The 23,140-nt window shown below is 70.3% G+C and carries 27 protein-coding genes; 9 read left to right on the forward strand and 18 right to left on the reverse strand.

Annotation, left to right across the window (positions count from 1 at the left end; translation table 11 throughout):
* Positions 1-116 precede the first annotated feature (116 nt).
* The 8 genes from MKK67_RS13325 to MKK67_RS13360 are packed head-to-tail and all read left to right on the forward strand — an operon-like array spanning position 117 to position 11,387.
* Entirely contained in the window at positions 117-611 is a 495-nt protein-coding gene (locus MKK67_RS13325; RefSeq protein ID WP_243965499.1) for a chemotaxis protein CheW, read from the forward strand.
* 7 nt (positions 612-618) lie between these two features.
* The gene (locus MKK67_RS13330; RefSeq protein ID WP_243965500.1) at positions 619-2,124 is read left to right on the forward strand and encodes a CheR family methyltransferase; all 1,506 of its coding nucleotides are present in this window, start codon (positions 619-621) and stop codon (positions 2,122-2,124) included.
* Complete coding sequence (locus MKK67_RS13335; protein WP_243965501.1) at positions 2,124-2,699, forward strand: chemotaxis protein CheW; 576 nt, start codon at positions 2,124-2,126, stop codon at positions 2,697-2,699. The genes MKK67_RS13330 and MKK67_RS13335 overlap by 1 nt, the downstream gene beginning before the upstream one ends.
* A 40-nt stretch (positions 2,700-2,739) precedes the next feature.
* Positions 2,740-4,413, forward strand: coding sequence for a methyl-accepting chemotaxis protein (locus tag MKK67_RS13340; RefSeq protein ID WP_243965503.1), 1,674 nt, complete (start codon positions 2,740-2,742; stop codon positions 4,411-4,413).
* A 14-nt stretch (positions 4,414-4,427) separates the two neighbouring features.
* Positions 4,428-6,638 (forward strand): response regulator, encoded by a 2,211-nt coding sequence (locus MKK67_RS13345; RefSeq protein WP_243965504.1) that lies wholly within the window; start codon positions 4,428-4,430, stop codon positions 6,636-6,638.
* Positions 6,635-7,702 carry a chemotaxis-specific protein-glutamate methyltransferase CheB gene (gene cheB / locus MKK67_RS13350; protein WP_243965506.1) on the forward strand — a complete coding sequence of 356 codons (1,068 nt, stop codon included), beginning with the start codon at positions 6,635-6,637 and terminating at the stop codon, positions 7,700-7,702. Before MKK67_RS13345 ends, cheB begins: the two co-directional genes overlap by 4 nt.
* On the forward strand, positions 7,699-9,420 hold the full coding sequence (locus tag MKK67_RS13355; protein WP_243965508.1) for a response regulator: 1,722 nt from the start codon (positions 7,699-7,701) through the stop codon (positions 9,418-9,420). The genes cheB and MKK67_RS13355 overlap by 4 nt, the downstream gene beginning before the upstream one ends.
* Entirely contained in the window at positions 9,417-11,387 is a 1,971-nt protein-coding gene (locus MKK67_RS13360; RefSeq protein ID WP_243965509.1) for a response regulator, read from the forward strand. Before MKK67_RS13355 ends, MKK67_RS13360 begins: the two co-directional genes overlap by 4 nt.
* Positions 11,388-11,869: 482 nt before the next feature.
* Here MKK67_RS13360 and rplQ read toward each other — a convergent pair whose 3' ends face one another.
* The 5 genes from rplQ to rpsM form a co-directional block, all read right to left on the reverse strand.
* Positions 11,870-12,280, reverse strand: coding sequence for a 50S ribosomal protein L17 (gene rplQ / locus MKK67_RS13365; protein WP_243965510.1), 411 nt, complete (start codon positions 12,278-12,280; stop codon positions 11,870-11,872).
* Between the two features lie 239 nt (positions 12,281-12,519).
* A complete protein-coding gene (locus tag MKK67_RS13370; protein ID WP_007557610.1) occupies positions 12,520-13,539 on the reverse strand; it encodes a DNA-directed RNA polymerase subunit alpha in 1,020 nt (339 codons plus the stop codon).
* Positions 13,540-13,645: 106 nt separating this feature from the next.
* The gene (locus MKK67_RS13375) at positions 13,646-14,518 is read right to left on the reverse strand and encodes an MBL fold metallo-hydrolase (protein ID WP_243965511.1); all 873 of its coding nucleotides are present in this window, start codon (positions 14,516-14,518) and stop codon (positions 13,646-13,648) included.
* A 25-nt stretch (positions 14,519-14,543) separates the two neighbouring features.
* On the reverse strand, positions 14,544-14,933 hold the full coding sequence (gene rpsK / locus MKK67_RS13380; protein ID WP_007557606.1) for a 30S ribosomal protein S11: 390 nt from the start codon (positions 14,931-14,933) through the stop codon (positions 14,544-14,546).
* 173 nt (positions 14,934-15,106) lie between these two features.
* On the reverse strand, positions 15,107-15,475 hold the full coding sequence (gene rpsM, locus MKK67_RS13385) for a 30S ribosomal protein S13 (protein ID WP_007557604.1): 369 nt from the start codon (positions 15,473-15,475) through the stop codon (positions 15,107-15,109).
* A gap of 250 nt (positions 15,476-15,725) precedes the next feature.
* Here rpsM and MKK67_RS13390 point away from each other — a divergent pair, with 250 nt between their 5' ends.
* On the forward strand, positions 15,726-16,088 hold the full coding sequence (locus tag MKK67_RS13390; RefSeq protein ID WP_243965513.1) for a hypothetical protein: 363 nt from the start codon (positions 15,726-15,728) through the stop codon (positions 16,086-16,088).
* A 10-nt stretch (positions 16,089-16,098) separates the two neighbouring features.
* On the opposite strand, the gene MKK67_RS13395 is transcribed toward MKK67_RS13390, so the two are convergent.
* The 13 genes from MKK67_RS13395 to rplN form a co-directional block, all read right to left on the reverse strand.
* Positions 16,099-16,329 (reverse strand): hypothetical protein, encoded by a 231-nt coding sequence (locus MKK67_RS13395; RefSeq protein ID WP_243965515.1) that lies wholly within the window; start codon positions 16,327-16,329, stop codon positions 16,099-16,101.
* A 106-nt stretch (positions 16,330-16,435) separates the two neighbouring features.
* Entirely contained in the window at positions 16,436-17,038 is a 603-nt protein-coding gene (locus MKK67_RS13400) for an adenylate kinase (protein ID WP_243965517.1), read from the reverse strand.
* 170 nt (positions 17,039-17,208) lie between these two features.
* Positions 17,209-18,555: a preprotein translocase subunit SecY gene (gene secY / locus MKK67_RS13405; RefSeq protein ID WP_243965518.1), complete on the reverse strand. Its 1,347-nt coding sequence runs from the start codon at positions 18,553-18,555 to the stop codon at positions 17,209-17,211.
* A gap of 154 nt (positions 18,556-18,709) precedes the next feature.
* Positions 18,710-19,216: a 50S ribosomal protein L15 gene (rplO, locus tag MKK67_RS13410; RefSeq protein ID WP_243965519.1), complete on the reverse strand. Its 507-nt coding sequence runs from the start codon at positions 19,214-19,216 to the stop codon at positions 18,710-18,712.
* Positions 19,217-19,226: 10 nt separating this feature from the next.
* Positions 19,227-19,418: a 50S ribosomal protein L30 gene (gene rpmD, locus MKK67_RS13415; RefSeq protein ID WP_007557591.1), complete on the reverse strand. Its 192-nt coding sequence runs from the start codon at positions 19,416-19,418 to the stop codon at positions 19,227-19,229.
* A 12-nt stretch (positions 19,419-19,430) separates the two neighbouring features.
* Positions 19,431-20,018 carry a 30S ribosomal protein S5 gene (gene rpsE, locus MKK67_RS13420; protein WP_007557588.1) on the reverse strand — a complete coding sequence of 196 codons (588 nt, stop codon included), beginning with the start codon at positions 20,016-20,018 and terminating at the stop codon, positions 19,431-19,433.
* A gap of 112 nt (positions 20,019-20,130) precedes the next feature.
* The gene (gene rplR / locus MKK67_RS13425; RefSeq protein ID WP_010686176.1) at positions 20,131-20,493 is read right to left on the reverse strand and encodes a 50S ribosomal protein L18; all 363 of its coding nucleotides are present in this window, start codon (positions 20,491-20,493) and stop codon (positions 20,131-20,133) included.
* A gap of 10 nt (positions 20,494-20,503) precedes the next feature.
* A complete protein-coding gene (gene rplF / locus MKK67_RS13430) occupies positions 20,504-21,037 on the reverse strand; it encodes a 50S ribosomal protein L6 (protein WP_147853152.1) in 534 nt (177 codons plus the stop codon).
* A 22-nt stretch (positions 21,038-21,059) separates the two neighbouring features.
* Entirely contained in the window at positions 21,060-21,455 is a 396-nt protein-coding gene (gene rpsH, locus MKK67_RS13435) for a 30S ribosomal protein S8 (protein WP_007557585.1), read from the reverse strand.
* A gap of 10 nt (positions 21,456-21,465) precedes the next feature.
* Positions 21,466-21,771, reverse strand: a complete 306-nt coding sequence (gene rpsN, locus MKK67_RS13440) for a 30S ribosomal protein S14 (RefSeq protein ID WP_147853153.1) — start codon at positions 21,769-21,771, stop codon at positions 21,466-21,468.
* 40 nt (positions 21,772-21,811) lie between these two features.
* Positions 21,812-22,378 carry a 50S ribosomal protein L5 gene (gene rplE / locus MKK67_RS13445; RefSeq protein WP_147853154.1) on the reverse strand — a complete coding sequence of 189 codons (567 nt, stop codon included), beginning with the start codon at positions 22,376-22,378 and terminating at the stop codon, positions 21,812-21,814.
* Positions 22,371-22,685: a 50S ribosomal protein L24 gene (gene rplX, locus MKK67_RS13450; RefSeq protein WP_007557581.1), complete on the reverse strand. Its 315-nt coding sequence runs from the start codon at positions 22,683-22,685 to the stop codon at positions 22,371-22,373. The genes rplE and rplX overlap by 8 nt, the downstream gene beginning before the upstream one ends.
* Entirely contained in the window at positions 22,685-23,053 is a 369-nt protein-coding gene (gene rplN / locus MKK67_RS13455; RefSeq protein ID WP_007557579.1) for a 50S ribosomal protein L14, read from the reverse strand. Before rplN ends, rplX begins: the two co-directional genes overlap by 1 nt.
* Positions 23,054-23,140: the final 87 nt, after the last annotated feature.

Here is a 23,140-nt window from a genome sequence, read left to right on the forward strand (position 1 = left end):
TTGGTTCCCCGATCCCGCGATTCGGAGGTGGATGATTGCTTGCCGGGGTCCGACAGCCTATTGCGCGCCCTGTCCCGGCGCGACCGCGATCGGGGTGCGTTCGGGAGGGGGCGGCTTTGGCCAGCAGCGGTTCGGCCTATCTGCTCCTCGACGTTGCCGGCACGCCCTGCGCCCTGCCCCGCGCCGCGGTCTCCGAGATCCTGCCGCTGCCGGACCTGCACAATCCCCCGACTACCGGCGGCTGGCTCGCCGGTTTCCTCAATCTCGGCGGCGCGCCGATCCCGGTGATCGATCTCGCGCCGCTGCTCGGCCTGCGCCCGGCCGCCACGGAGCCGGGCCTGTACGCGCATCTGGTGCTGACCCGGGACGATGCGGTCGCCTACCTGGTCGACCGCGCCGCCGATCTGGTGATCGTGCCCGATTCCGCGATCCGGCCGGCCGAGGAGGCCGGCACCCTCAACGGCTGCGTGGCGGCCGAGCTCGTGATCGGCGACCGGCTCGTGCACGCCCTCGCCCCCGACGGCCTGCTGACCGCCCAGGAGCGGGCCCGGGTCGCGGCGCTGACGCAGGCCGCCGCCGAGCGCCTGGCCGCCCTGCCGCCCTCCGCCTGATCCCGCGATGCGGCGTCCCGTCCCTCCCCGCCCCGATCCGGGCGACGACCCGGCCTATGCCGGTCTGAAGGCACGGATCATCGCCCGCACCGGCCACCATTATTATATCGACAAGGACGAGCTCCTGATCGAGCGCCTGCGCCGGCGCTTCCGGGCCAATGCAGTCGCCGATTGCGCCGCCTACACCGCGCTCCTGGCCGACCGGTCCAAGGGCGAGGCGGAATGGGCCAATCTCGAGGCCGAGATCACCGTCGGCGAGACCTTCTTCTTCCGCTACGCCGAGCAGTTCCAGGCCCTGCGCGAGACCATCCTGCCGGCGCTGATCGCGGCGCGCAGCCTCGACCGCACCCTGCGGATCTGGAGCGCCGGCTGCTCCACCGGCGCCGAGCCCTATTCCCTGGCGATCCTGGTCCGCGAGGCCCTGGGCGACGCCCTGCCCGACTGGCGGATCGTGATCCTCGGCACCGATATCAGCGTCGAGGCGCTGGCGACCGCCCGGGCGGCCGAGTACGGGCGCTGGGCGCTCAGGACCATGCCGCCGGAGGAGAGGCTGCGCTACTTCACGCGCCTGCCCCCCGCCCCCGGGATCCGCCGCGAGGGGGGTTACGCCCTGCGGCCGGAATTCCGCGCGCTGGTGCGGTTCGAGCGCGGCAACCTCCTCAGCCTGGTCGAGCCCAAGAGCCCGCTAGAGCCCAAGAGGCCGCCCGGCGAGGGCTTCGACCTGATCCTGTGCCGCAACGTGCTGATCTATTTCGAGGCCGAGACGGTGGCCGCGGTGGTGCGCGGCCTCGGCCGAAGACTCCGGCCGGAGGGCTGGATGCTGCTCGGCCATGCCGAGCCGAACCCAAACTTCTCGGGGTTCCTCGATCCGGTCAGCCTGCCCGGCACCGTGGCCTACCGCCGCCTCGGTGACGTGACGCCACCCGTGCCGCGGCCGGTCTCGCCCGCCGTCGTGCCGGTGCCGCCGCGCGTTCGGCCCGTGGAAGAACCCTGCGCGGCGCTCGAGACCGTCGTCGCGACCCTGGCCCAGCCGCGCCCTCCCGCGGCGGACGCGCTTCCGCCGGCCGAGGCGGTCCCCGTTGACGCACCGGACGGCGACCTCGCGCAGATCCGGGCCCTCGCCGATTCCGGGGAGACCGGCGCCGCCTGGCGGGTGCTGCGGGGCGCCCTCGCCCGCGACCCGACCGATCCGGCTTTGCGCTTCTACGAGGGTCTGCTCGCCCACACGCTGGGCCGGGACGCCGAGGCCGAGCGGGCGCTGCGGGCGGCGCTCTACCTCGACCGGGGCTTCGTGATGGCCCATTACCATCTCGGCCTGCTGCTCATCGGGCTCGACCGTCCCGACGAGGCGGCCCGCGCCCTCGACAACGCCATCGCCCTCAGCCAAGCGCTGGGGCCGAACACGCTCCTGCTCGAGGGCGACGGCGCGGCGGCCGGCGAGATCGCCGCCGGGGCGGCCGCGGCCCGCGCCGGGCTCGGGCCCCATCGCGGCGCAGACACCGGGAGTCCCTGATGGACGCGCGCCAGAGCGCACCGAAGCACGGCACCCGGCCCAGAACCGAGCGGGACATCCGGGCCGAGCGCGCCGCGTCCCTGGCGCGGCGGAGCGCCGCCGCGGCGGGGCCCGAGATCGGGATCGACCACCTCGTCTGCGCCTGCGGGTCCGAGCGCTACGGGATTCCCCTCGCCGCGGTGGCGCAGGTGCTGCCGATGCGCCCGTGCACGCCGATGCCCGGGGCGGTGCCGGCTTTGCTCGGCCTGATCGCCCTGTCGGGCCGGATCGTCGGTGTCGTCGGCCTCGCCCGGGCCCTCGGCCGGCCGGAAGCCCCGCCCGAGGGCGAGAGCGGGGGCGGCCATCTCGTCGTGCTGCGCGGCGGCCAGCCGCAATCCGTCGCCCTGGCGGTGGATCGGGTTCTGGGGATCGCCGCCGCCCCGGGACCGTCCGCCGCAGGGATTGCGGAGGATGCGGATCCCGCCGGGTTGGGCAACGCGGCCGCTTCGGGGTATGCCCCCGCTTCGGCCCGCGACGGCCGACCGGATTTCGTCGTCGTCGACCTCCCCCGCCTCCTGCGCCGCGTACTGCCCTAAGTCCCGTCCGCGCGCCCCTCCACCGGAGCCAGCCCCGACCGTGACGTTCTCGATCGGAAGACGCATCCTCCTCGGCTTCGGCGCCGTCACGGTGGTGATCGTGGCGCTCGGCTTCTACGCGCTGGAGCAGATCGGGTCGGTGCGCGACACGACCGACGCCATCGTCCGGCGCGACATGGCGGTGCTGCGCCAGCTCGACGATCTCGGCAACCAGGCCCGCGACCTCGGGCTCCTGCGCCGCAACGCCGTGATCGGGATGCTGTCGCAGGCGCAAGGGCGGCCGGCACGCGCCGAGGACACCGTGGCCGCCTGGCGCCGGACCGCCGCCGAGGTCGAGAGCGGCCTCGCCGCCACCATGCAACTCGCCGGCGAGTACCGGACGCGCTCGATCACCGCCGAGCGCAACGCCGCCTGGGACCGGATCGCCACGGCGGCGGCCGAGGTGCAGCGCTCCTTCCAGGAGGTGCGAAGCGTGAGCGAGGCGCAGTTCGCCGCCATCGCCAAGCAGGATCTCCCCGCCGTCGAGGCGCGCAACGACGAGATCAGCCGTCTGCAGGCGCCGTTCCTGGGCGGCATCACCAACCTGCGCACCCTGCTCGACGGCAGCATGGCCCTGGGGCAACGCGCCGCCCACGAGGTCTACGAGCGCTCGCGCCTGTCGATCTACCTGACGCTGGCTGCCGCGGTGCTGCTGGCGGTGCTGGTCACTTGGATGATCCGCCGCGCGGTGGTGCGCCCGCTGGAGACCGTGATGGCCTTCGTCGAGCGGGTCGGCGACGGCGACCTGTCGGGGAAGCTCGGCATGCAGGGCGGCGACGAGATCGCCCGTCTCGGGCGTACGCTGGACGCGATGGTGGACAACCTGTCCGACCTCGCCCGGACCAACCGCGCCGCCACCGCCGACCTCAACGCCGCCGCCGCCGAGATCCGCGCCTCCGCCCAGCAGCAGGCGGCTTCCGTCGAAGAGCAGTTCGCCGCCGTCCAGGAAACCGCCGCCACGGTGGACGAGATCACCCATTCCGGCGCCCAGATCGGCAAGCGCGCCACCGAGGTCATCGCCACCGCCCAGGCCACCGCCCAGACCTCGCGGCAGGGCCTGCGCGCGGTCTCCGACACCGCCAAGGCCATGGACGCGATCCGCGAGCAGGCCGAGGCGGTCGCCGGCAACATCGTCAGCCTGTCGGAGAAGACCCAGACGATCGGCGACATCATCGAGACGGTCAACGACATCTCCGAGCGCACGCATCTGCTCGCGCTCAATGCCGCGATCGAGGCGGCGGCGGCCGGCGAGAGCGGGCGCAGCTTCGCGGTGGTGGCCTCCGAGATGAAGCTCTTGGCCGATCAAGCGAAAGCGGCCACCGGCCAGGTCCGGGGGATTTTGGGCGAGATCCAGCGGGGCATCAACACGTCGGTGATGCTGACCGAGGAGGCGGTGAAGCGCGCGGCTTCGGGCAAGACGCGCTCGGACACGACGCAGCGGACGATCGAGGAGATCACGGCGCGGGTGGAGGAGAACGTGCAGACGTTCCAGCAGATCGTGGCCTCGACCAACCAGCAACAGTTGGGGATCGAGCAGGTGATGGGGGCGCTGCAGAACATCCGGCAGGCCAGCCAGCAGACGGCGGCCGGCACCCGGGAGGTCGAGGCGGCCTCGGCCAACCTCACGGACCTCGCCCAGGCGCTGATGGCCCTGGCCGAACGCTACCGGCACTGAGGGCGGGCGCCGCCTTGCCCGCCGACATCCGCCAGCTCCTGCTCGCGGCCTTCGAGGTCGAGCACCGCGAGCACATCACGGCGATCCGGGCCGCGCTCGGAAGCGCCACCCCGGACTGGAACGACGTGTTCCGCCGCGCCCACAGCCTGAAGGGCGCCGCCCGGGCCGTCGACCTGCCCCCCGTGGAGGCCGTCGCCCATCGCCTGGAGACGCTGTTCGAGCGGGTCCGCACGGGCGCGCAGGCCCTCGACCGTGCCGCCGCCAACGCCGTCCAGCTCGCCCTCGACCGGATCGAGACCTACGTTTCCGGCCTTCAGGACGGCACCGGGCCGGACATGCCCGCCGACGCCCTGTCGGCCCTGGGCCAATGCCTCGGCCTGTCCGAGGAGGCGCCGAAGGCCCCGCCGCCGCCCGCCGCTGCGCCACCCACCGAACCCCCTGCCCCGCCCGCCCCGGCACCGGCTCCCGAGCCGATCGAGTCCGGTGCCGCGATCCTGCGCGTGCCCGGAGAGGCCGTGGAAGCCCTGGCCCGGGCGAGCCACGACCTGACCAGCACCCTGGCGGCCCAGGCTCCTGCGGCCGAGGGTCTGGCGCGCCTCGCCCGGCTCGCCCGGGACATGCGCGCGGGCGCCGAGGCGCTGGCCGCCAGATCCGATGCGGACGGGTCGGACTTGCGGGCGCTGGCGACGCGTCTCGGCGGCTTCGCCCGGGAGGCCGCGGAGCTGTCCCGGCGCCAGGCCGCCGCGACCAGCGCGGTCGAGGGCGCGGCGTTCCGCGTCCGCGCCGAGGCCGAGCGCCTCGCCCTGGTGCCGGCCGAGACCGTGCTCGGCCCCCTTGCCCGCTCGATCCGCGAGACCGCCCGGGAACAGGGCCGCGACGTCGATCTCGACCTGCGCGGCCTCGATTTGCCGGTGGAGCGCGGACTGCTCCAGGCCCTGAAGGACCCGCTGCTGCACGCCCTGCGCAACGCCCTCAGCCACGGCTGGCAGAGCCCGGACGTGCGCCGCGCCGCCGGCAAGCCCGAGGCCTTGGCGCTCGGGCTGGAGGTGGCGGTGCGCGGCGCGCGCCTCCAAGTTACCGTGCACGATGACGGGCCAGGGCCGGACCTGCCCCGCATCGCCGCCACCGCCCGCGCCCGCGGGCTGCTCGCCCCCGGGGAGGACGCCGATCCCGAGACCCTGCTGCGGCTCGTGTTCGAGCCCGGCTTCTCCACCGCGGAGGCGGTCGATACCCTGTCGGGGCGCGGCTACGGCCTGTCGGTGGCCGCCGACGCGGCCCGCCAGCTGCTCGGCAGCGTCCGCCTGGAACCCCGCGAGCCCACCGGCACCGCGCTCGTCTTCAGCCTGCCGCTCTCCGCGGCCCGCCGCAGCCTGCTGCTGGTCGAGGCGGCCGGCCGCACCTACGCCCTGCCGGGCGGCGCGGTGGAGCGCCTGCTGCGCCTCGACCGGGCCGAGCTGCCCCTCGCCCTGGGCCGCACGATCCTGCGGGTCGGCGAGGGCGAGGCGGCCACGAACCACCCGGTCACCGATCTCACCGAGATTTTGGGACAGACACCGAATGCCGCCGATCAGGAACCGGCGATCCTGACCGCGGTGCTGCTCCGGGCCGGCGGCGGCCGCCTGGCGCTCGGGGTCGACCGCTTGCACGATGTCCGCGCGCTGCTGGTCCTGCCCGCCCCGTCCTTCGGGGCCGATCCCGGCCTGATCGCCGGCACCGCAGTTCTGCCCGGCGACGTGCCGGTGCTGGTCCTGGACCCCGACGGCCTCGCCGCGCGGGCCGCGGCGTCATCGGCCGGGCTTCCCGCCGGAACGATGACGCAGGCTCCACGTTCGACGACCGCGCCCCGCGCCGCCGCGCGGGCGACCATCCTGGTCGTCGACGATTCGATCACCACCCGGACCTTGGAGAAGGGCATCTTGGAAGCCGCCGGCTACCGCGTGGTCGTCTGCGTCGACGGTCAGGACGCCCTCGACCGGCTGCGCGCCGAGATCGAACCTGTGAATCTGGTGCTCGCCGACGTGGAGATGCCCCGCCTCGACGGCTTCGGGCTGCTGAAGGCGCTGCGGGCCGACCCCCGGTTCGCCCGGCTGCCGACGATCCTGATGACGTCGCGCGGGGATGCCGCGGACGTGTCCCGTGGCCTCGACCTCGGGGCGGACGCCTACCTGACCAAGCAGAAATTCGATCAGCGCCAGCTGCTCGACACGATCGGACAGCTGCTATGACGCCGGTCCGGGTGATGCTGGTCGAGGACAGCCTCGTCGTGCGCGAATTGCTGCGCTACATCGTCTCGCGCGATCCCCGGCTGGAGCTGGTGGCCGCGGTGGCCTCGGGCGAGGACGCGCTGGCCACCCTCCCGGTCGCGCGGCCGGACGTGATCTCGATGGATATCCGCCTGCCCGGCATCGACGGCCTGGAGACCACGCGCCGGATCATGGCCGAGCAGCCGACCCCGATCGTCGTGGTCGCCGATTCGGTCGAGGATTCCTCGCTCCGGATCTCCATGAACGCCCTGCGGGCCGGCGCCCTCTCGGTGGTCGAGAAGCCCGTGGCCACGACCCATGCCGGCTACGAGGCGGTGGCCGACCAGATCTGCACCCAGCTGCGGATCATGGCCCAGGTCCCGGTGATCCGGCGGCGGCCGATCGGCACCGAATGGGCCGGACGGACCAGTCTGGCCGACTTCGCCGCGCCGGCCGACTTGGCCGGGCAGGCGCCCAGCTTGCTGGCGATCGGTGCCTCGACAGGCGGGCCGCCGGCCCTGGCCCGGGTGATCGGCGCCCTGCCGAAAACATTTCCGCTGCCGGTGCTGGTGGTCCAGCACATGGGCGCGGCCTTCATGGAGGGCTTCGCCAACTGGCTCGACAGCGTCGTCGCCCTGCCGGTCTCGCTGGCGCGGGACGGGGCGCGCGCGGAACCCGGCCACGTCTACGTGGCACCCGGTGACCGCCACCTCGAGATCGGCACCGGCCGGGTGATGCGGGTGGTCGAGACCGAGCCCGTCTCCGGCCAGCGCCCGGCCGCCACGGTGCTGTTCCGCTCGCTGGCGCGCCAGGTCGGCGCCTCGGGGATCGGCGTGCTGCTCACCGGCATGGGCGAGGACGGCGCGGTCGGGCTGGCCGACATGCACCGGGCCGGCGCCCAGACCGTGGCCGAGCACGAGAGCACCGCGGTGGTCTACGGCATGCCGGCGGCGGCGGTGCGGCTCGGCGCCGCCCGCGCGATCCTGCCCCTCGACCGGATCGGCGACCACGTCCTGCGGCTGGCCGACCCGGGGGCGCGGCCGTGAGCCGGAGCGAGGCCGGGGCCCAGGACGGGCCCGCCCGGATCCTGCTGGTGGAGGATTCGGAGACCCAGGCCCTGGAGCTGCGCCTCCTGCTGGAGGCCCACGGCTTCGCGGTGGAGCGCTGCCCCTCGGCCGAGGCCGCCCTCGACCATCTCAACCGCAGCCAGCCCGACCTCGTGGTGGCGGATTACCACCTGCCCGGCATGGATGGCGACGAGCTGATCCGCCAGATGCGCCTGTCCCTGCGCACCCGGGCCCTGCCGGTGCTGATGCTCACCGGCGGCGGCGGCGGCGAGCGGAAGGGCCTGGAGAGCGGCGCCGACGCCTACCTGCCGAAATCCGCCGACCGCGACCTGATGATCCTGCGCATCCGCGCCCTGCTGCGCGAGCGCCGGCCCTCCGCCGAGGGCGAGGGGCCGGGTGCCGCCGCGTTCCGGCGCGGGCGGATCCTGGTGATCGACGGCAGCCTGACCTACCGGACCTTCCTGGCGGGCCTGCTTGGGCAGGAGGGCCACCATGTCGCCACCGCCGACGGGCCGGAGGCGGCGCTCGCGGCCCTGGACGGGGTCGGCGAGGATGCGTTCGACTGCGTGACCGTGGACCTGCTCGGCCACGCCTATGACGGCCTGACCCTGTGCCGGGCGATCAGCCAGCGCCGCTCGGGCCAGGCGGCCGGCGCCGGCTTCCATCTCGTCGGCATCGCCGGCAGCGATCCGGCCAAGGACTTTCTGGTCGAGGCCTTCGCGGCCGGCGCCGACGACGTGGTCTCGAAGACCGATGCCGAGGTGCTGGCCCTGCGGGTCCGCGGCTTTGTCCGCCGCCGCCTGCTGGAGGAGGACGACCGCCGCATCGCCGGCCAGTTCGGCGAGCGCGAGCGGGCGGTGGAGCGCGCCCGCGCCGAGGCCGAGGCCTCCGAGGCGCGCGCCCGCCTCGCCGACGCCCTGGAACGGGCCAACCGCGACCTCGCCGACGCCAACCGCCAGATCACCGAGGCCCAGGCCAAGCTGGTCCAGGCCGCCAAGATGGCCTCCCTCGGCGAGCTGGTCGCCGGCATCGCCCACGAGATCAACAACCCCCTGGCCTTCATCCTGGCCCACCAGGGTACGGTCGAGCGCCTGCTCAACGAGCTGCCCGATGCGGCCCCGGAGGCGGCCGTCCGCGCCCTCGACAAGGCCCGCCAGCGGGTCGGCTCGATGCGGATGGGGCTGACCCGGATCCAGGACCTCGTGCTCAACCTGCGCAAGTTCTCCCGCCTCGACGAGGGCGAGCGGGCCTTGGTCAACGTGCCCGAGGCGATCGAGACCGTGCTGGCGCTGATCCAGCACAAGCTCGGCGACCGGATCGCGGTGGAGCGCAGCTTCGCCGGCCGGCCTGAGATCCACTGCACCCCGGCGCTGCTCAACCAGGTGGTGATGAACATCCTCGGCAACGCCGCCGACGCCATGCCGGAGGGCGGCATGATCCGGATCGACACCGTCTCGAGCCCGGAGGTCGACGAGATTCGGATCAGTGATACTGGTCCTGGTATCCCGGAAGACCTGCGCGAGAAGATCTTCGAGCCATTCTTCACGACAAAGCCCGTGGGTTCAGGCACCGGCTTGGGTCTTGCGATTGCCTACAGCGTCGTTCAGGCGCATAGCGGCTCGCTCACCGTGGAGGCGGCGCCGGACGGGGGAGCCTGCTTCGTGATCGGCATTCCGCGGCAGGCGGCCAACGCATGAGTGAAGGCACGGCAATTCGAGCATTCTCCTCCGCGATGGACACCGGTTCGGTGACGGATACGCATTCTCAGAACGGATCTCGGGCCGGGTTCGAGGGCCCCAGCGGGACAATCCTGGCCGTCGATGACGAGCCGGACATCCTGATCGCCTTGGAGGACCTGTTCGAGGACTCCTACCGGGTTCTGACCACCTCGAACCCGAACGAGGCGCTCGAGATCCTGCACGCCGAGCCCGACATCGCCGTGGTCCTGTCGGACCAGCGCATGCCCGGCCTCACCGGCGACGCGCTGCTGGCCGAGGCCCGCGCCTTCCACGACGCCCAGGCGATCCTGCTCACCGGCTACGCCGACATCACCGCGGTGATCGCGGCCCTCAACCGTGGCGGCATCGTCGGCTACGTCACCAAGCCCTGGGACGCGAGCCTGCTGCGCTCCACGGTCCGGCAGGCCTTCGAGCGCCACCGCCTGGGCCGCGACCTCGCCACCGAGCGGGCGCTGTTGCGCGGGCTCCTCGACCACGCCCAGGATGCGATCAGCTTCAAGGACGCGGACGGCCGGTTCGTGCGGCTTAACGCCCGCAAGGCGACCCTGCTCGGCCGGGACGTGTTCAACTGCCTCGGGCAGCGCGAGGGCGACCTCCTTGGCGCGCAGGGCGGCGCCGTGGCCGAGGCGGATGCCGCCGCGATCCGCTCCGGAACGGTCGCCGAGAGCCTGACCAGCGAGGGCCCGGTCGGCGCCGAGCAATGGAGCCACGTGACCCGGGTGCCGATCCGCGACGCCGGCGGCGCGGTCAGCCACCTCGCGGTGATCGAGCGGGACGTCACCGAGCAGCGGACCCTGGAGGCGCGGCTGCGCCAATCCGACAAGATGCAGGCGCTCGGCACCCTGGCCGGCGGCATCGCGCATGATTTCAACAACCTGCTGACCGCGATCCTCGGCAGCCTGGAACTCGCCGCCCCCAAGGTCGCCGAGCTGCCGCGGGTGCAGCGCCTGATCGAGAACGCTCGCGGCGCGGCCGAGCGCGGCGCCTCGCTGACCAAGCGCCTGCTGAGCTTCAGCCGCGCCCACGACCTTCAGGCCCGGGCCACCGACGTGAACGCCCTGATCGCCGGGATGAGCGACCTGTTCGGCCGCAGCCTCGGCGGCTTGGTCACCGTCCGGACCGAGCTGGGCGACGACCTGGCCGCCGTCCAAGTCGATCCGGACCAGCTCGAACTCGCCGTGCTCAACCTGTGCATCAACGCCCGGGACGCGATGCCGGACGGCGGCACGATCACCGTCGCCACCCGGCGCCTCGACATCGCGGGTGATCCCGAGATCGCCGACGGCTCCTATCTCGGCGTCAGCGTCACCGACGAGGGCACCGGCATCCCGGACGAGATCCTGCGCCGGGTCTGCGAGCCGTTCTTCACCACCAAGGCGGTGGGCCAGGGCACGGGCCTCGGCCTCGCCATGGTGTTCGGCCTCGCCCAGCAATCGAAGGGGCGGCTCGCCATCGAGAGCGAGGTCGGCCGCGGCACGCGGGTCGAGCTCGCCCTCCCCTTCGCGGCCGAGGCGCCCGAGCAGGCGGCCCGCGCCCCAGGGGACGCCCCGGTGGCGGCCCGGTCGGCGCGGATCCTGGTGGTCGACGACGACCCGCAGGTCCGGCACGTCACGGCCTCGTTCCTCACCGGCTTCGGTCACGACGCCACCGAGGCCGGCGACGGCGAGACCGCGCTCCAATCCTTCGCGCCCGGCCGGTTCGACCTGATCGTCGCCGACCTCGCCATGCCGGGCATGAGCGGCATCGAACTCGCCGCCGCGATCCGCGACCGCGACCCCAGCCTGCCGGTCCTGATCCTCACCGGCCATGCCGAAGCGATGCAGATCCCCGACGACCTGCCGGTCCTGACCAAGCCGTTCCGCTCGGCCGACCTAGCGAACCGGGTCTCGGATCTTCTGGATGGTGCTGATCCGGGGCGGGGGTGACCTAATCCGTCATTGCGAGCGTGGCGAAGCAAGCCGGTGATCCGCTACGTTTTGGGAGCGCGCGCCGCCCTGGGTTGCTTCGCTGCGCTCGCAATGACGGGGCGGATGGGAACCACCCCGTTGCCGGCTCATTGACCCTCCACGGAGCCTCGTTGCTCCGGGTTACGAACGTGGAGGTGAACCATGAGCAATCACGGTATCTTCCCAGGCAGGCGGCGCGATGCCGACCCGGATCAGGACGATCCGCCCAACAAGAATCAGCAGGGATAGGGGTTTCGGAACCGCGACGCGGTCGAGTTCCCGGTCAGTCCGACACTGACCGCCAAGGGTGAGCTCCCGCAACGATCCGAAACGTGGACCCTGCTTCAGACCCGTCGGCGCAAGCCGGCGGGTTCTTTTTTGACCGCTCTTCAGAACGAAGAAGCCGCCCCGGATGACCCGGGGCGGCTTCTTTCAAACGCGATCGGCTGAGCTGTTGTGGCTCAGGCCGCCTCGGCGACCTCGATCTGGCCCGAATCCTTGCCGCGGGCGTCGACGTCGCGCTCGACGAACTCAATCACGGCGAGCGGGGCGTTGTCGCCCTTGCGGAAGCCGGCCTTCATGATGCGGAGGTAGCCGCCCGGACGACCGGCGTAGCGCGGGCCGATCACGGCGAAGAGCTTCTTGACCATGTCGGCATCGCGCAGCTGCGCCATGGCGAGACGGCGGGTGTGGACGCTGTCGATGCGGCCGAGGGTGACCAGCTTCTCGACCACGGGACGCAGGTCCTTGGCCTTCGGCAGGGTGGTGACGATCTGCTCGTGCTTCAGCAGGGCGACCGACATGTTGGCGAACATCGCCTTGCGATGCTCGGCGGTGCGGTTGAAGCGACGGCCGCGATAACCGTGACGCATGGTGCTGGCTTCCTTCTCTTCTCGGCCGCCGTGCCACGGTACGGCCGGGCGCCTCATCGAGGCTGTTGTTATCCGCGTAACCCCGCGGCGGGAACTCCAACCCTAAACCCTCATCCTGAGGTGCTGCGCAGCAGCCTCGAAGGAGCGCTCCAGGGATCGCGATGGTCGCTGGAGGCCTCCTTCGAGGCCTCCGCTTCGCTCCGGCACCTCAGGATGAGGGCGGAGCGTGGACGTCGGACCTAGTAATGCTCTTCGAAGCGCTTGGCGAGATCTTCGATGTTCTCCGGCGGCCAGCCGGGGATGTCCATGCCCAGGTGCAGGCCCATGCCGGCCAGCACTTCCTTGATCTCGTTGAGCGACTTGCGGCCGAAGTTCGGAGTCCGCAGCATCTCGCCTTCGGACTTCTGGATCAGGTCGCCGATGTAGACGATGTTGTCGTTCTTCAGGCAGTTCGCCGAACGGACCGACAGCTCCAGCTCGTCGACCTTCTTGAGCAGCGCCGGGTTGAAGGGCAGCTGCGGCGCGAGCGGCGCGGCCTCTTCCTTGCGCGGATCCTCGAAGTTCACGAAGACCTGCAGCTGGTCCTGGATGATCCGCGCTGCGTAGGCGAGCGCGTCCTCCGGGCCCACGGCGCCGTTGGTCTCGATAGTCATCGTCAGCTTGTCCTTGTCGAGATCCTGGCCCTCACGGGTGGTCTCGACGCGGTAGCTGACCTTGGTCACCGGGGAGAACAGCGAGTCCACCGGGATCAGGCCGATCGGCGCATCCTCGGGGCGGTTGCGCTCGGCCGGGACGTAGCCCTTGCCGGTGGCGACCGTGAACTCCATGCGGATCTCGGCGCCGTCGTCCAGCGTGCAGATCACCAGCTCGGGGTTCAGGATCTGGATGTCGCCGACCGTGCCGATATCGCCGGCCGTGACGGTGCCCGGGCCGGTCTTGCGCAGGGTCATGCGCTTGGGCGCATCGGTCTGCGACCGGATCGCGATGGTCTTGATGTTCAGGACGATGTCGGTGACGTCCTCGCGGACGCCCGGGATCGAGGAGAACTCGTGCAGCACGCCGTCGATCTGCACCGAGGTCACGGCCGCGCCCTGGAGCGAGGACAGGAGCACGCGCCGCAGGGCGTTGCCGAGCGTGGTGCCGAAGCCGCGCTCAAGCGGCTCGGCCACGACCGTGGCGACCCGCTTCGGGTCGTCGCCGGTCGAGACCTGCAGCTTGTTCGGCTTGATCAGTTCCTGCCAGTTCTTCTGAATGACCACGATCCTACCTCTCGTCCATGCTCGGGATCCGCGACGCCCGTCCCCGCGCTTCGGCCGCCCGGCGCCGCCCCCTGGCGCCCCGAACGGTCCCTGAATGCAAAGTCTATTACTCGCCGCCGACCCAGAGGGCCGGCACGAAGCGGTAGCCCGCCCCATCCCGGTCCACATAGCCCAGCGCCGGGAATTCGAGATGCGCCCCGGCGATGAAGGTCCGGTCGCTGGCGACCTCGTCCATGATGGCCTTGCGCGTCGCCCGCGCCTGGTCGCCATCGACGTCGAATCCGACACCCGCTTCCGGGTTCTTGAACTGGATCGCGGGCAGGTGCACCACATCCGTCCACATCAGCAGCGACTGTCCACCGGAGACGATGCGGAAACCGCAATGTCCCGGGGTGTGGCCCGGCAGGTGGACCGCCGTGATGCCCGGCAGCACCTCGCCGCCCCGATGCTCGCGCATCCGCTTGGCGTAGGGCGCCACCGCCTTGCGGGCGCCCTCGAAATACGGCTTGGCCTCATCCGGCGCCCGGGAGAGCGCTTCGTCGGTGAGCCAGTGGGCCGTCTCGTCGGCGTGGACCACGATCTCGGCGTTCGGGAACCGGGCCGCCCCGTTCGTCACCAGACCGCCGACATGGTCGGGATGCAGGTGCGTGACCAGGACGGTCTCGATCCCCTCCGGCTTGACGCCGGTGAGCGCCAGGGCCGCGCCGGCCCGCCCGAGGGTCTCGGCCGGAGCGCTCTCGCCGTAGCCCGTATCGATCAGCACCGGCTTGCGGCCGGCGCCGGTGATCAGGAAGGCGTTCAGCGTGATCTTGGGCTGCTCGGTGCGGAAGCCCGCGACCTGCAGCTTGCCGGCTTCGTCCTTCGGGATCCCCGTGACGAGATCGAGGCTGGCCTGAAACCAGCCGTCGTTGAGCGCGGTGACCGTGAGGTCGCCGAGGTTCCAACGCAGCACGCCCGGAAGCGGCTTCGATCCCGTCATGAGCTTCTCCGTCAAACCAGTTGGTTCAGACCCGACGACGCTTGCGCGGACGGCAGCCGTTGTGCGGGATCGAGGTCACGTCGCGGATCGAGGTGACCGTGAAGCCCGCGGCCTGAAGGGCGCGCAGGGCCGACTCACGACCCGAACCCGGACCGGACACCTCGACCTCGAGGGTGCGCATGCCGTGCTCGGAGGCCTTGCGGGCGGCGTCCTCGGCGGCCACCTGGGCGGCATACGGCGTGGACTTGCGCGAGCCCTTAAAGCCCATCGCGCCCGCGGACGACCACGAGATCGTGTTGCCCTGCGCGTCCGTGATGGTGATCATCGTGTTGTTGAACGAGGCGTTCACGTGGGCGACGCCCGACACGATGTTCTTGCGTTCGCGCCGGCGGACGCGTTGCGGTTCCTTAGCCATTCTCGTCTCACTCTTCCTTCAAGCGCGCCCGTAATTCCAGGCGCTCGGGATTCTGTTTGGGACTGGGCCGGCGCGCCCGTGCAGGGCGGTCGAGCCTGCGCCGGGATCCGTGTGGGACACCCAGCGCGACGGAAAGAAGGCCGAGCGAAGCACGGCCTTCCAAGGACGAAAAATTACTTCTTCTTGCCGGCGATCGGCTTCGCCTTGCCCTTGCGGGTGCGGGCGTTGGTGTGGGTGCGCTGGCCGCGGACCGGCAGCTGCTTGCGGTGACGCAGGCCGCGATAGGCGCCCAGATCCATCAGGCGCTTGATGTTCATCGAGACTTCGCGGCGCAGGTCGCCCTCGACGATGTAGTCGCGGTCGATCGTCTCGCGGATCTGAAGCACCTCAGCGTCGGTGAGCTGGTTCACCCGGCGCTCGGCGGGGATGTTCACCTTCTGGGTGATCTCCTCGGCCTTCTTGGCGCCGATACCGTGGATGTACTGGAGCGCGATGACGACGCGCTTGTTGGTCGGGATGTTGACGCCTGCGATACGGGCCATGATCACGCTCCATATGAGGCCCGGAAACCGGGCGGTGCTCGCGCGCGTCCGGTGGAGGCCGGCCCCTGCGCGCGCCAAACGACAACGTGGCCCGGGGGCGGCCCTGGACAGGGCACCTCGGACCAGCGATCGATTGGACGAAGGACGGCCTGCTAGCGTGCGCAGGACCATATGTCAACGACGCGTGAACGATCGGCCGTGCCGCCATGCGTCGCGCGCGGACCGGACAGGGATCCACCCAGGAGTACAGATGTCGGTTCTGACCAGCGACGGCGCCACCCTGCGGGCCTTCGCCGATTCGGTCCTCCGGGCGGCCGAGGAGAATGCCGAGGAGGTCACGCCCGTGATTCTGGCGGTGACCGGCGGGGTCCTCACGGAGGCCGAGCCCGGCTCGATCGCGTTACAGGAGGAGGATGACGGCCCCGGCCTGCTCTGGGCCACCTTCGCCGGCCGCCGGATGGTGTTCCGCTACAACGGCATGACCGCGATGGTCGAGCTGCGCGACGGCCGCACCGACGGCAACCCTACTCGCCTCTTCGGCCGCCGGGCGCTGCCGATGGATGTCGTGAACTTTTTTGGGGCGCTGCGGGCGGAACGGCGGGCCGAGCGCTGACGCGGCTGTCTCAGCGGAAGCGCTGGCTCTGGAACCGGCAATAGCCGCCTGTATTCCGGTAGCCCGCCGGGCAGCGGCGAACACAGGCCCCCGCTGCGTACTTGAGCGGCGGCCGACACGCGTTCCGGAAGCGCTTCTCGCCGTACACGAAGGCTTGCGCCGGGCTCTGCGCTGCAGCCGGGAGCGGTGTCACCACGATGGCGACCAAGAGCAGGCTCACGGGGATGCGGAGGACGGTCATGGAGGGGGCTCCCGGTCGGGTCTGCCCCTCAACCTCCGACTTGAACTGAGGTTCACCGATGGATCCGCCGGCAGGCCGCTCAAAGCCGTGCCGTGCCGGCGATCTGTCAGGACGCAACGCGTTCCGCGTGCGGCTCCAGCAGTCCCATGATCTCGGCGGTCACCGTATCGATCGGCTGCATGCCGTCCACGGTCTGGAGCAGGCCGGTCTTGGCGTAATAGTCGGAGAGCGGCGCCGTCTGGGCCCGGTAGGCCTCCAGGCGCTGCTTGAACACCTCGGGGGTGTCGTCCTTGCGCACCGCCTGGCCGCGGGCCTGGGTCTCGGCGGCACGCTTCTCGATGCGCCCGACCAGCGCGTTCTCGTCGACCTTGAACTCGATGACCGCGTCGAGGTCCATGCCCTTGCCGGCCAGCATGGAGCTGAGCGCCTCGGCCTGGGCGACGGTGCGAGGGAAGCCGTCGAGGATGAAGCCGCCCTTCGCGTCGGGCTCCTCGATCCGGTCGGCGACGATGCCGACCACGATCCGGTCGGAGACCAGGCCGCCCGATTCCATCACGGCCTTGGCCTCCCGGCCCACCGGCGTGCCGGCAGCCACCGCGGCGCGCAGCATGTCGCCCGTGGACAGCTGCGGGATGCCGAAGCGCTGTACGATCCGCTCGGATTGCGTCCCCTTCCCCGCGCCGGGGGGGCCGAGCAGAATGATGCGCATGGCGTTGTCCTCGTCCGGCCCGACTCTCTCCGGGCCCAAGCGGCGGGTGGCGAAACCTCCCCGGCATCGCCCGTCTCATGTTTTTCTAGCCGGTCCCGTGCCGGGAGGCATCCGGACCTTTTGGTCAGAGGCGGGCGCGTCGGTGGCGTCGTCCCGCCTCTGTAACAGGGTCAGCGGCGGCGTTGCGTGGTCGAGGCGCCACGCAGCTTGGCCTTCTTCACGAGGCCCTCGTATTGATGGGCCATCAGGTGCCCGTGGATCTGGGCGACCGTATCCATGGTCACCGAGACCACGATCAGCAGCGAGGTGCCGCCGAAGCCGAGGCTCGCCGAGGCGTAGGACGACAGGATTTCCGGGCACAGGCAGACCAGGGTCAGATACAGGGCGCCGATCACCGTGATCCGGGTCAGGACCTTGTCGATGAAGGCCGCGGTGCGCTCGCCCGGCCGGATACCCGGGATGAAGCCGCCGTGCTTCTTCAGATTATCCGCGGTCTCCTGCGGGTTGAACACCACCGCCGTGTAGAAGAACGTGAAGAAGATGATCAGCGCCGCATAGAGCGCCATGAACAGCGGTGTCCCATGGCCCAGATAGGCGGTGATGGTACCCAGCCAGCCGGTGCTGCCCCCGTTCGCCGAGAAGCTCGCCGCGGTCGCCGGCAGGAGCAGCAGCGACGAGGCGAAGATCGGCGGGATCACGCCCGAGGTGTTGAGCTTGAGCGGCAGGAACGAGGTCTGGCCCTCGTACATGCGATTGCCGACCTGGCGCTTCGGGTAGTTGATCAGGAGCCGGCGCTGAGCGCGCTCCATGAACACGATGAAGTAGACCAGCACCACGGCGGCCACGGCGACGCCCAGGATGATCAGCGGCGAGAGCGCGCCGGTGCGGCCCAGCTCAAGCGCGCCCGCGATCGCCACGGGCAGATGGGCGACGATACCGGCGAAGATGATCAGCGATGAGCCGTTGCCGATGCCCCGCGAGGTGATCTGCTCGCCGACCCACATCAGGAACAGCGTGCCGCCGGTCAGCGTGATCACGGTCGAGGCCAGGAAGAACGGGCCGGGATCGATGGCGGCCGACGAGCTTTGCAGGCCGATGGCGATGCCCCAGGACTGCACCAGCGCCAGCACCACCGTGAGGTAGCGGGTGTACTGGTTGATCACCTTGCGGCCGGACTCGCCCTCCTTCTTCAGGGCCTCAAGGCTCGGGATCACCGAGGTGAGCAGCTGAACGATGATCGAGGCCGAGATGTACGGCATGATGTTGAGGGCGAAGATCGCCATGCGCTCGACGGCACCGCCGGAGAACATGTTGAACAGGCCGAGCACGCCGCCGGCCTGCTGCTGGAAGTTGCGGGCGAACTGCTCCGGATCGATGCCGGGAATCGGGATGTAGGTCCCGAGCCGGAACACCACGAGGGCGCCCAAGGTGAACCAGATGCGCTTCTTCAGCTCATCGGCCTTGGCGATCGCCCCGAAGTTGAGGTTGGCGGCAAGCTGCTCGGCTGCTGAGGCCATAAGCGTCGCGTCCTGGGAATGTCGCCGGGCCAAGCGTGCCCGGATGAAATGAAAACGGCGGCCCGCGTGGTCGCAGGGCCGCCGCTCGAAGGATCGGCTTAAAGGCTCCGCGGGGCCCGTGCAACGGGACCCTGCGTCGCTCTTAGGCCGGCCGTCAGGCCGTGGCCTCGGCCTTTGCGCCGCCACGGTGCGAAACACCCGTCGCGAACGCGACGGTCACCGAACCGCCGGCCTTCTCGACCGCCTCGATGGCGGACTTGGAGGCGCGGGTGACCTCGAAGCTGAGCTTCGCGGTCAGTTCGCCGACGCCGAGCAGCTTCACGCCGTCGCGGGGACGGGCGATGATGCCGGAAGCCACCAGGGTCTCGATCGTGACCGTCGCGGCCTTGTCGAGCTTGCCCGCGTCCACCGCCTCCTGGATCCGGCCGAGGTTCACCTCGTTCAGGTCCTGGGCGTAGAGGTTGTTGAAGCCGCGCTTCGGCAGGCGCCGATGCAGCGGCATCTGACCGCCCTCGAAGCCCTTGATGGACACGCCGGTCCGGGCCTTCTGACCCTTCACGCCGCGGCCGGCGGTCTTGCCCTTGCCGGAGCCGATGCCCCGGCCGACACGCATCCGATTCTTGGTTGCGCCCGGATTGTCGCTGATTTCGTTAAGCTTCATCGGTGCCTCCTCACGCCACGTCGCCGTGGACGCGCACGAGGTGCGCAACCTTGCGGATCATGCCGCGCACGGAGGGAGTATCCTCCAGCTCGGACACGCGGTGGAGCTTGTTGAGCTTCAGGCCGATCAGCGTCTGACGCTGGCTGGCCTCCTGGCGGATCGGCGAACCGATCTGCTCGATACGGACGGTCTTCTGTGCCATCGGACCCTCCCCTTACGCGACCGCAGCTTCGGACTGGTCGGCCGGATCGGCGTCGCGGCGACGGGCCTGGAGGCTCGACACCTTGATGCCGCGGCGGGCCGCCACGGAGCGCGGGCTGTCCTCGTTCTTGAGCGCCTCGAAGGTGGCGCGCACGAGGTTGTAGGGGTTGGACGAGCCGAGCGACTTGGCGACCACGTCCTGCATGCCGAGGGTCTCGAACACGGCGCGCATCGGGCCGCCGGCGATGATGCCGGTACCCTGCGGAGCCGCGCGGAGGATCACCTTGCCGGCGCCGTGACGGCCGTTGACGTCGTGGTGGAGGGTCCGGCCCTCACGCAGCGACACCCGGATCAGGCCACGCTTGGCCGCCTCGGTCGCCTTGCGGATCGCCTCAGGCACCTCACGGGCCTTGCCGTGGCCGAAGCCGACGCGGCCCTTCTGGTCGCCGACGACGACGAGGGCTGCGAAGCCGAAGCGACGGCCACCCTTCACCACCTTGGCGACGCGGTTGATGTGGACGAGCTTGTCCACGAATTCGCTGTCGCGCTCCTCGCGCTCATCGCGGCGGCCGCGGCCCCCGCCTTCCCGTTCACGTGCCATGTTGTCTAACCTATCTCACTAGCGCGGATCCTCGGATCCGCTCGCTCGATTCCCCTCGCCGGAGACGGGAGGGAATGGCCGCGCGGGTATCATTCCGCGCGGAGAGAGTTCCTTAGAACTCCAGGCCGCCCTCGCGGGCGGCTTCGGCGACGGCCGCGACGCGGCCGTGGTAGATGTAGCCGGAGCGGTCGAAGATCACCTTCGTGACGCCCGCAGCCTTGGCGCGCTCGGCCACCAACTTGCCCACCGCCTTGGCGGCGGCGACGTCGGCGCCGGTCTTGAGTTCACCCTTGAGTGCCTTGTCGATCGACGAGGCGGCGGCCAGCGTCTTGCCGGCGACGTCGTCGATGACCTGCACGTAGATCTGCTTCGACGAGCGGAACACCGAGAGCCGCGGACGGCCGTTGGCGGCCGCCCGCAGCGCGCGACGGACGCGCGCCTTGCGGCGATCGAGGGCTTCGAGCTTGCGAGACATGATGCCCTCCTTACTTCTTCTTGCCTTCCTTGCGGAAGATGAACTCGCCCGCGTACTTCACGCCCTTGCCCTTGTAGGGCTCGGGTCCGCGGTAATCGCGGATCTCAGCGGCGACCTGACCGACCTGCTGGCGGTTGATCCCGGTGATCGTGATCTCGGTGGGCTTCGGGGTAACGATCGTGATCCCGGCGGGGATCGCGTATTCGATGTCGTGGCTGTAGCCGAGCGACAGCTTGAGGGCCTTGCCGGCCATCGCCGCACGATAACCGACGCCCGTGATCTCGAGCTTCTTCTCGAAGCCCTTCGACACGCCCTCGGCGATGTTGGCGATCTGGGCCCGCGACGTGCCCCAGAGGGACCGGGCGGGCTTCGACTGGTTGACCGGCTCGACCGAGATCGCGCCGTCCTTCATCTCCACGCTGACCAGCGTGGGGACATCGAACTGCAGCTCGCCCTTCGAGCCCTTCATCTTCACCGTCTGACCGGTGACGGTGGCGGTGACGCCGGCCGGCACGGGAACGGGCTTCTTGCCTACGCGAGACATGGGATAACCTCCTCCGTCCCGATCAGAATACGGTGCAGAGCACTTCACCGCCGACGTTGCGCTCGCGCGCCTCGTGGTCGGCCATGACGCCCTGCGGTGTGGAGACGATGGTGACGCCGAGGCCGTCGGCCACGTGCGGCAGATCACCGACAGACGAGTAGACCCGACGGCCCGGCTTCGACACGCGCTTGATCTCGCGGATCACCGGGCGACCGTCGTAGTACTTGAGCTCGATGGCGAACTCGGTGCGGCCGTTGCCGAGGTCGGTCGCCGCGTAGTCGCGGATGTAGCCCTCGGACTTCAGCACGTTCAGCACGTTGGCGCGCAGGCGCGAGCCGGGCGTCTGAACGACGTTGCGACGGCGCAGCTGGCCGTTGCGGATACGGGTGAGCATGTCACCCACGGGATCGTTGACCATGGGGACCTCCTTACCAGCTCGACTTGACCAGGCCGGGGATCAGGCCCCGGTTGCCAAGCTCCCGCAGCGCGATGCGCGAGATGCCCATCTTACGGTAGAACGCGCGCGGACGTCCGGTCATGCCGCACCGGTTCCGGATGCGGGTGGCGGACGAGTTGCGCGGCAGTTCCGCGAGCTTGAGGCGCGCCTCGAAGCGCTCCTCCATCTCGAGGGCATCGTTGTTGGCGATGTCCAGCAGCGCCTTACGCTTGGCCGCGAAACGCTTCACCAGCGTCTTGCGGGCCTCATTCTTCTCGACTGAGCTTTTCTTCGACATGTGGTCTATCTCCGGTGTCCGCGTATGAAGCGCGAGGGCCTCACTGCCGGAACGGGAACTGGAAGGCGGCGAGCAGTGCCTTGGCCTCGGCATCGGTCTGGGCGGTTGTCGCCACGACGATGTCCATGCCCCACATCTGTTCGGCCTTGTCGTAGGAGATCTCCGGGAACACGAGGTGCTCCTTGAGACCCAGGGCGTAGTTGCCGCGGCCGTCGAACGAGCGCGGGTTCAGGCCGCGGAAATCGCGGACGCGCGGCAGCGCGATCGTGATCAGGCGATCCATGAACTCGTACATGCGCTGCTTGCGCAGCGTCACCTTGCAGCCGATCGGCATGCCTTCGCGGACCTTGAAGGTCGCGATGGCCTTGCGGGCCCGGGTGATCACCGGCTTCTGGCCGGCGATGAGCGCGAGGTCACCGGCCGCCACGGTCGCCTTCTTGGAGTCCGCGGTGGACTCGCCGACGCCCATGTTGATGACGATCTTCTCGATCTGCGGGACCTGCATCGGGTTCTTGTACCCGAATTCCTCGATCAGCTTCTGGCGCACGACTTCGTCGTAGTGCTTGCGCAGGCGCGGGGTGTAGGCGTTCTTGTCGGCCTCAGCCATCGATCTGATCCCCCGTGCTCTTGGCGAATCGGACCTTGCGCCCGTCTTCGAGGATGCGGAAACCCACGCGGGTCGGCTTGCCGTTGGCATCGGCGACCGCGATGTTCGAGAGTTGGATGGCGGCCTCCTTGGAGATGATCCCGCCTTCCTGGTTCTGGGTCTGCTTCTGGTGCTTCTTGACCAGGTTGATGCCGCGCACGAAAGCCCGGCCTTCCTTCGGCAGAACCTGAATGACCTCGCCCGAGCGACCGGAGTCGCGACCGGTGAGTACGACGACCTTGTCGCCCTTCTTGATCTTGGCTGCCATCACAGCACCTCCGGCGCCAGCGAGATGATCTTCATGTGGTTGCGCGCGCGCAGTTCGCGCGGCACCGGTCCGAAGATGCGGGTGCCGATCGGCTCCTTCTGATTGTTGATCAGGACCGCAGCGTTCTTGTCGAAGCGGATCACCGATCCGTCGACGCGCTTCACGGCCTTGGCCGTGCGAACGACGACCGCCTTCATGACGTCGCCCTTCTTGACGCGACCGCGCGGGATCGCCTCCTTGACCGACACGACGATCACATCGCCAACGCCGGCATACTTCCGCTTCGACCCGCCGAGTACCTTGATGCACATCACACGGCGTGCACCAGAGTTGTCGGCGACGTCCAGATTCGTCTGCATCTGGATCACGTGCGTGACTCCTTGTTTCAGGCGGGTTTCCGCACGCGGGCGGTATTGCCCGGCGGACGACGCCTGATGGGGATCTGATGTCCCCGG

This window comes from Methylobacterium sp. J-072 (assembly GCF_022829425.1).
Classification (GTDB): Bacteria; Pseudomonadota; Alphaproteobacteria; order Rhizobiales; family Beijerinckiaceae; genus Methylobacterium.

Coding starts and splice junctions, on each gene's coding strand:
- MKK67_RS13400 (WP_243965517.1), bottom strand. CDS start 17,038: ATGCGCATCATTCTGCTCGGCCCCCCCGGCGCGGGGAAGGGGACGCAA.
- rpsE (WP_007557588.1), bottom strand. CDS start 20,018: ATGGCACGTGAACGGGAAGGCGGGGGCCGCGGCCGCCGCGATGAGCGC.
- rpsM (WP_007557604.1), bottom strand. CDS start 15,475: ATGGCCCGTATCGCAGGCGTCAACATCCCGACCAACAAGCGCGTCGTC.
- MKK67_RS13360 (WP_243965509.1), top strand. CDS start 9,417: ATGAGTGAAGGCACGGCAATTCGAGCATTCTCCTCCGCGATGGACACC.
- rpsN (WP_147853153.1), bottom strand. CDS start 21,771: ATGTCGAAGAAAAGCTCAGTCGAGAAGAATGAGGCCCGCAAGACGCTG.
- MKK67_RS13335 (WP_243965501.1), top strand. CDS start 2,124: ATGGACGCGCGCCAGAGCGCACCGAAGCACGGCACCCGGCCCAGAACC.
- rplQ (WP_243965510.1), bottom strand. CDS start 12,280: ATGCGTCACGGTTATCGCGGCCGTCGCTTCAACCGCACCGCCGAGCAT.
- rplR (WP_010686176.1), bottom strand. CDS start 20,493: ATGTCTCGCAAGCTCGAAGCCCTCGATCGCCGCAAGGCGCGCGTCCGT.
- cheB (WP_243965506.1), top strand. CDS start 6,635: ATGACGCCGGTCCGGGTGATGCTGGTCGAGGACAGCCTCGTCGTGCGC.
- rpsH (WP_007557585.1), bottom strand. CDS start 21,455: ATGGTCAACGATCCCGTGGGTGACATGCTCACCCGTATCCGCAACGGC.
- rplE (WP_147853154.1), bottom strand. CDS start 22,378: ATGGCTGAGGCCGACAAGAACGCCTACACCCCGCGCCTGCGCAAGCAC.
- rpmD (WP_007557591.1), bottom strand. CDS start 19,418: ATGGCACAGAAGACCGTCCGTATCGAGCAGATCGGTTCGCCGATCCGC.
- secY (WP_243965518.1), bottom strand. CDS start 18,555: ATGGCCTCAGCAGCCGAGCAGCTTGCCGCCAACCTCAACTTCGGGGCG.
- rpsK (WP_007557606.1), bottom strand. CDS start 14,933: ATGGCTAAGGAACCGCAACGCGTCCGCCGGCGCGAACGCAAGAACATC.
- MKK67_RS13395 (WP_243965515.1), bottom strand. CDS start 16,329: ATGACCGTCCTCCGCATCCCCGTGAGCCTGCTCTTGGTCGCCATCGTG.
- MKK67_RS13330 (WP_243965500.1), top strand. CDS start 619: ATGCGGCGTCCCGTCCCTCCCCGCCCCGATCCGGGCGACGACCCGGCC.
- rplO (WP_243965519.1), bottom strand. CDS start 19,216: ATGAAGCTTAACGAAATCAGCGACAATCCGGGCGCAACCAAGAATCGG.
- MKK67_RS13390 (WP_243965513.1), top strand. CDS start 15,726: ATGTCGGTTCTGACCAGCGACGGCGCCACCCTGCGGGCCTTCGCCGAT.
- rplF (WP_147853152.1), bottom strand. CDS start 21,037: ATGTCTCGCGTAGGCAAGAAGCCCGTTCCCGTGCCGGCCGGCGTCACC.
- rplX (WP_007557581.1), bottom strand. CDS start 22,685: ATGGCAGCCAAGATCAAGAAGGGCGACAAGGTCGTCGTACTCACCGGT.
- MKK67_RS13375 (WP_243965511.1), bottom strand. CDS start 14,518: ATGACGGGATCGAAGCCGCTTCCGGGCGTGCTGCGTTGGAACCTCGGC.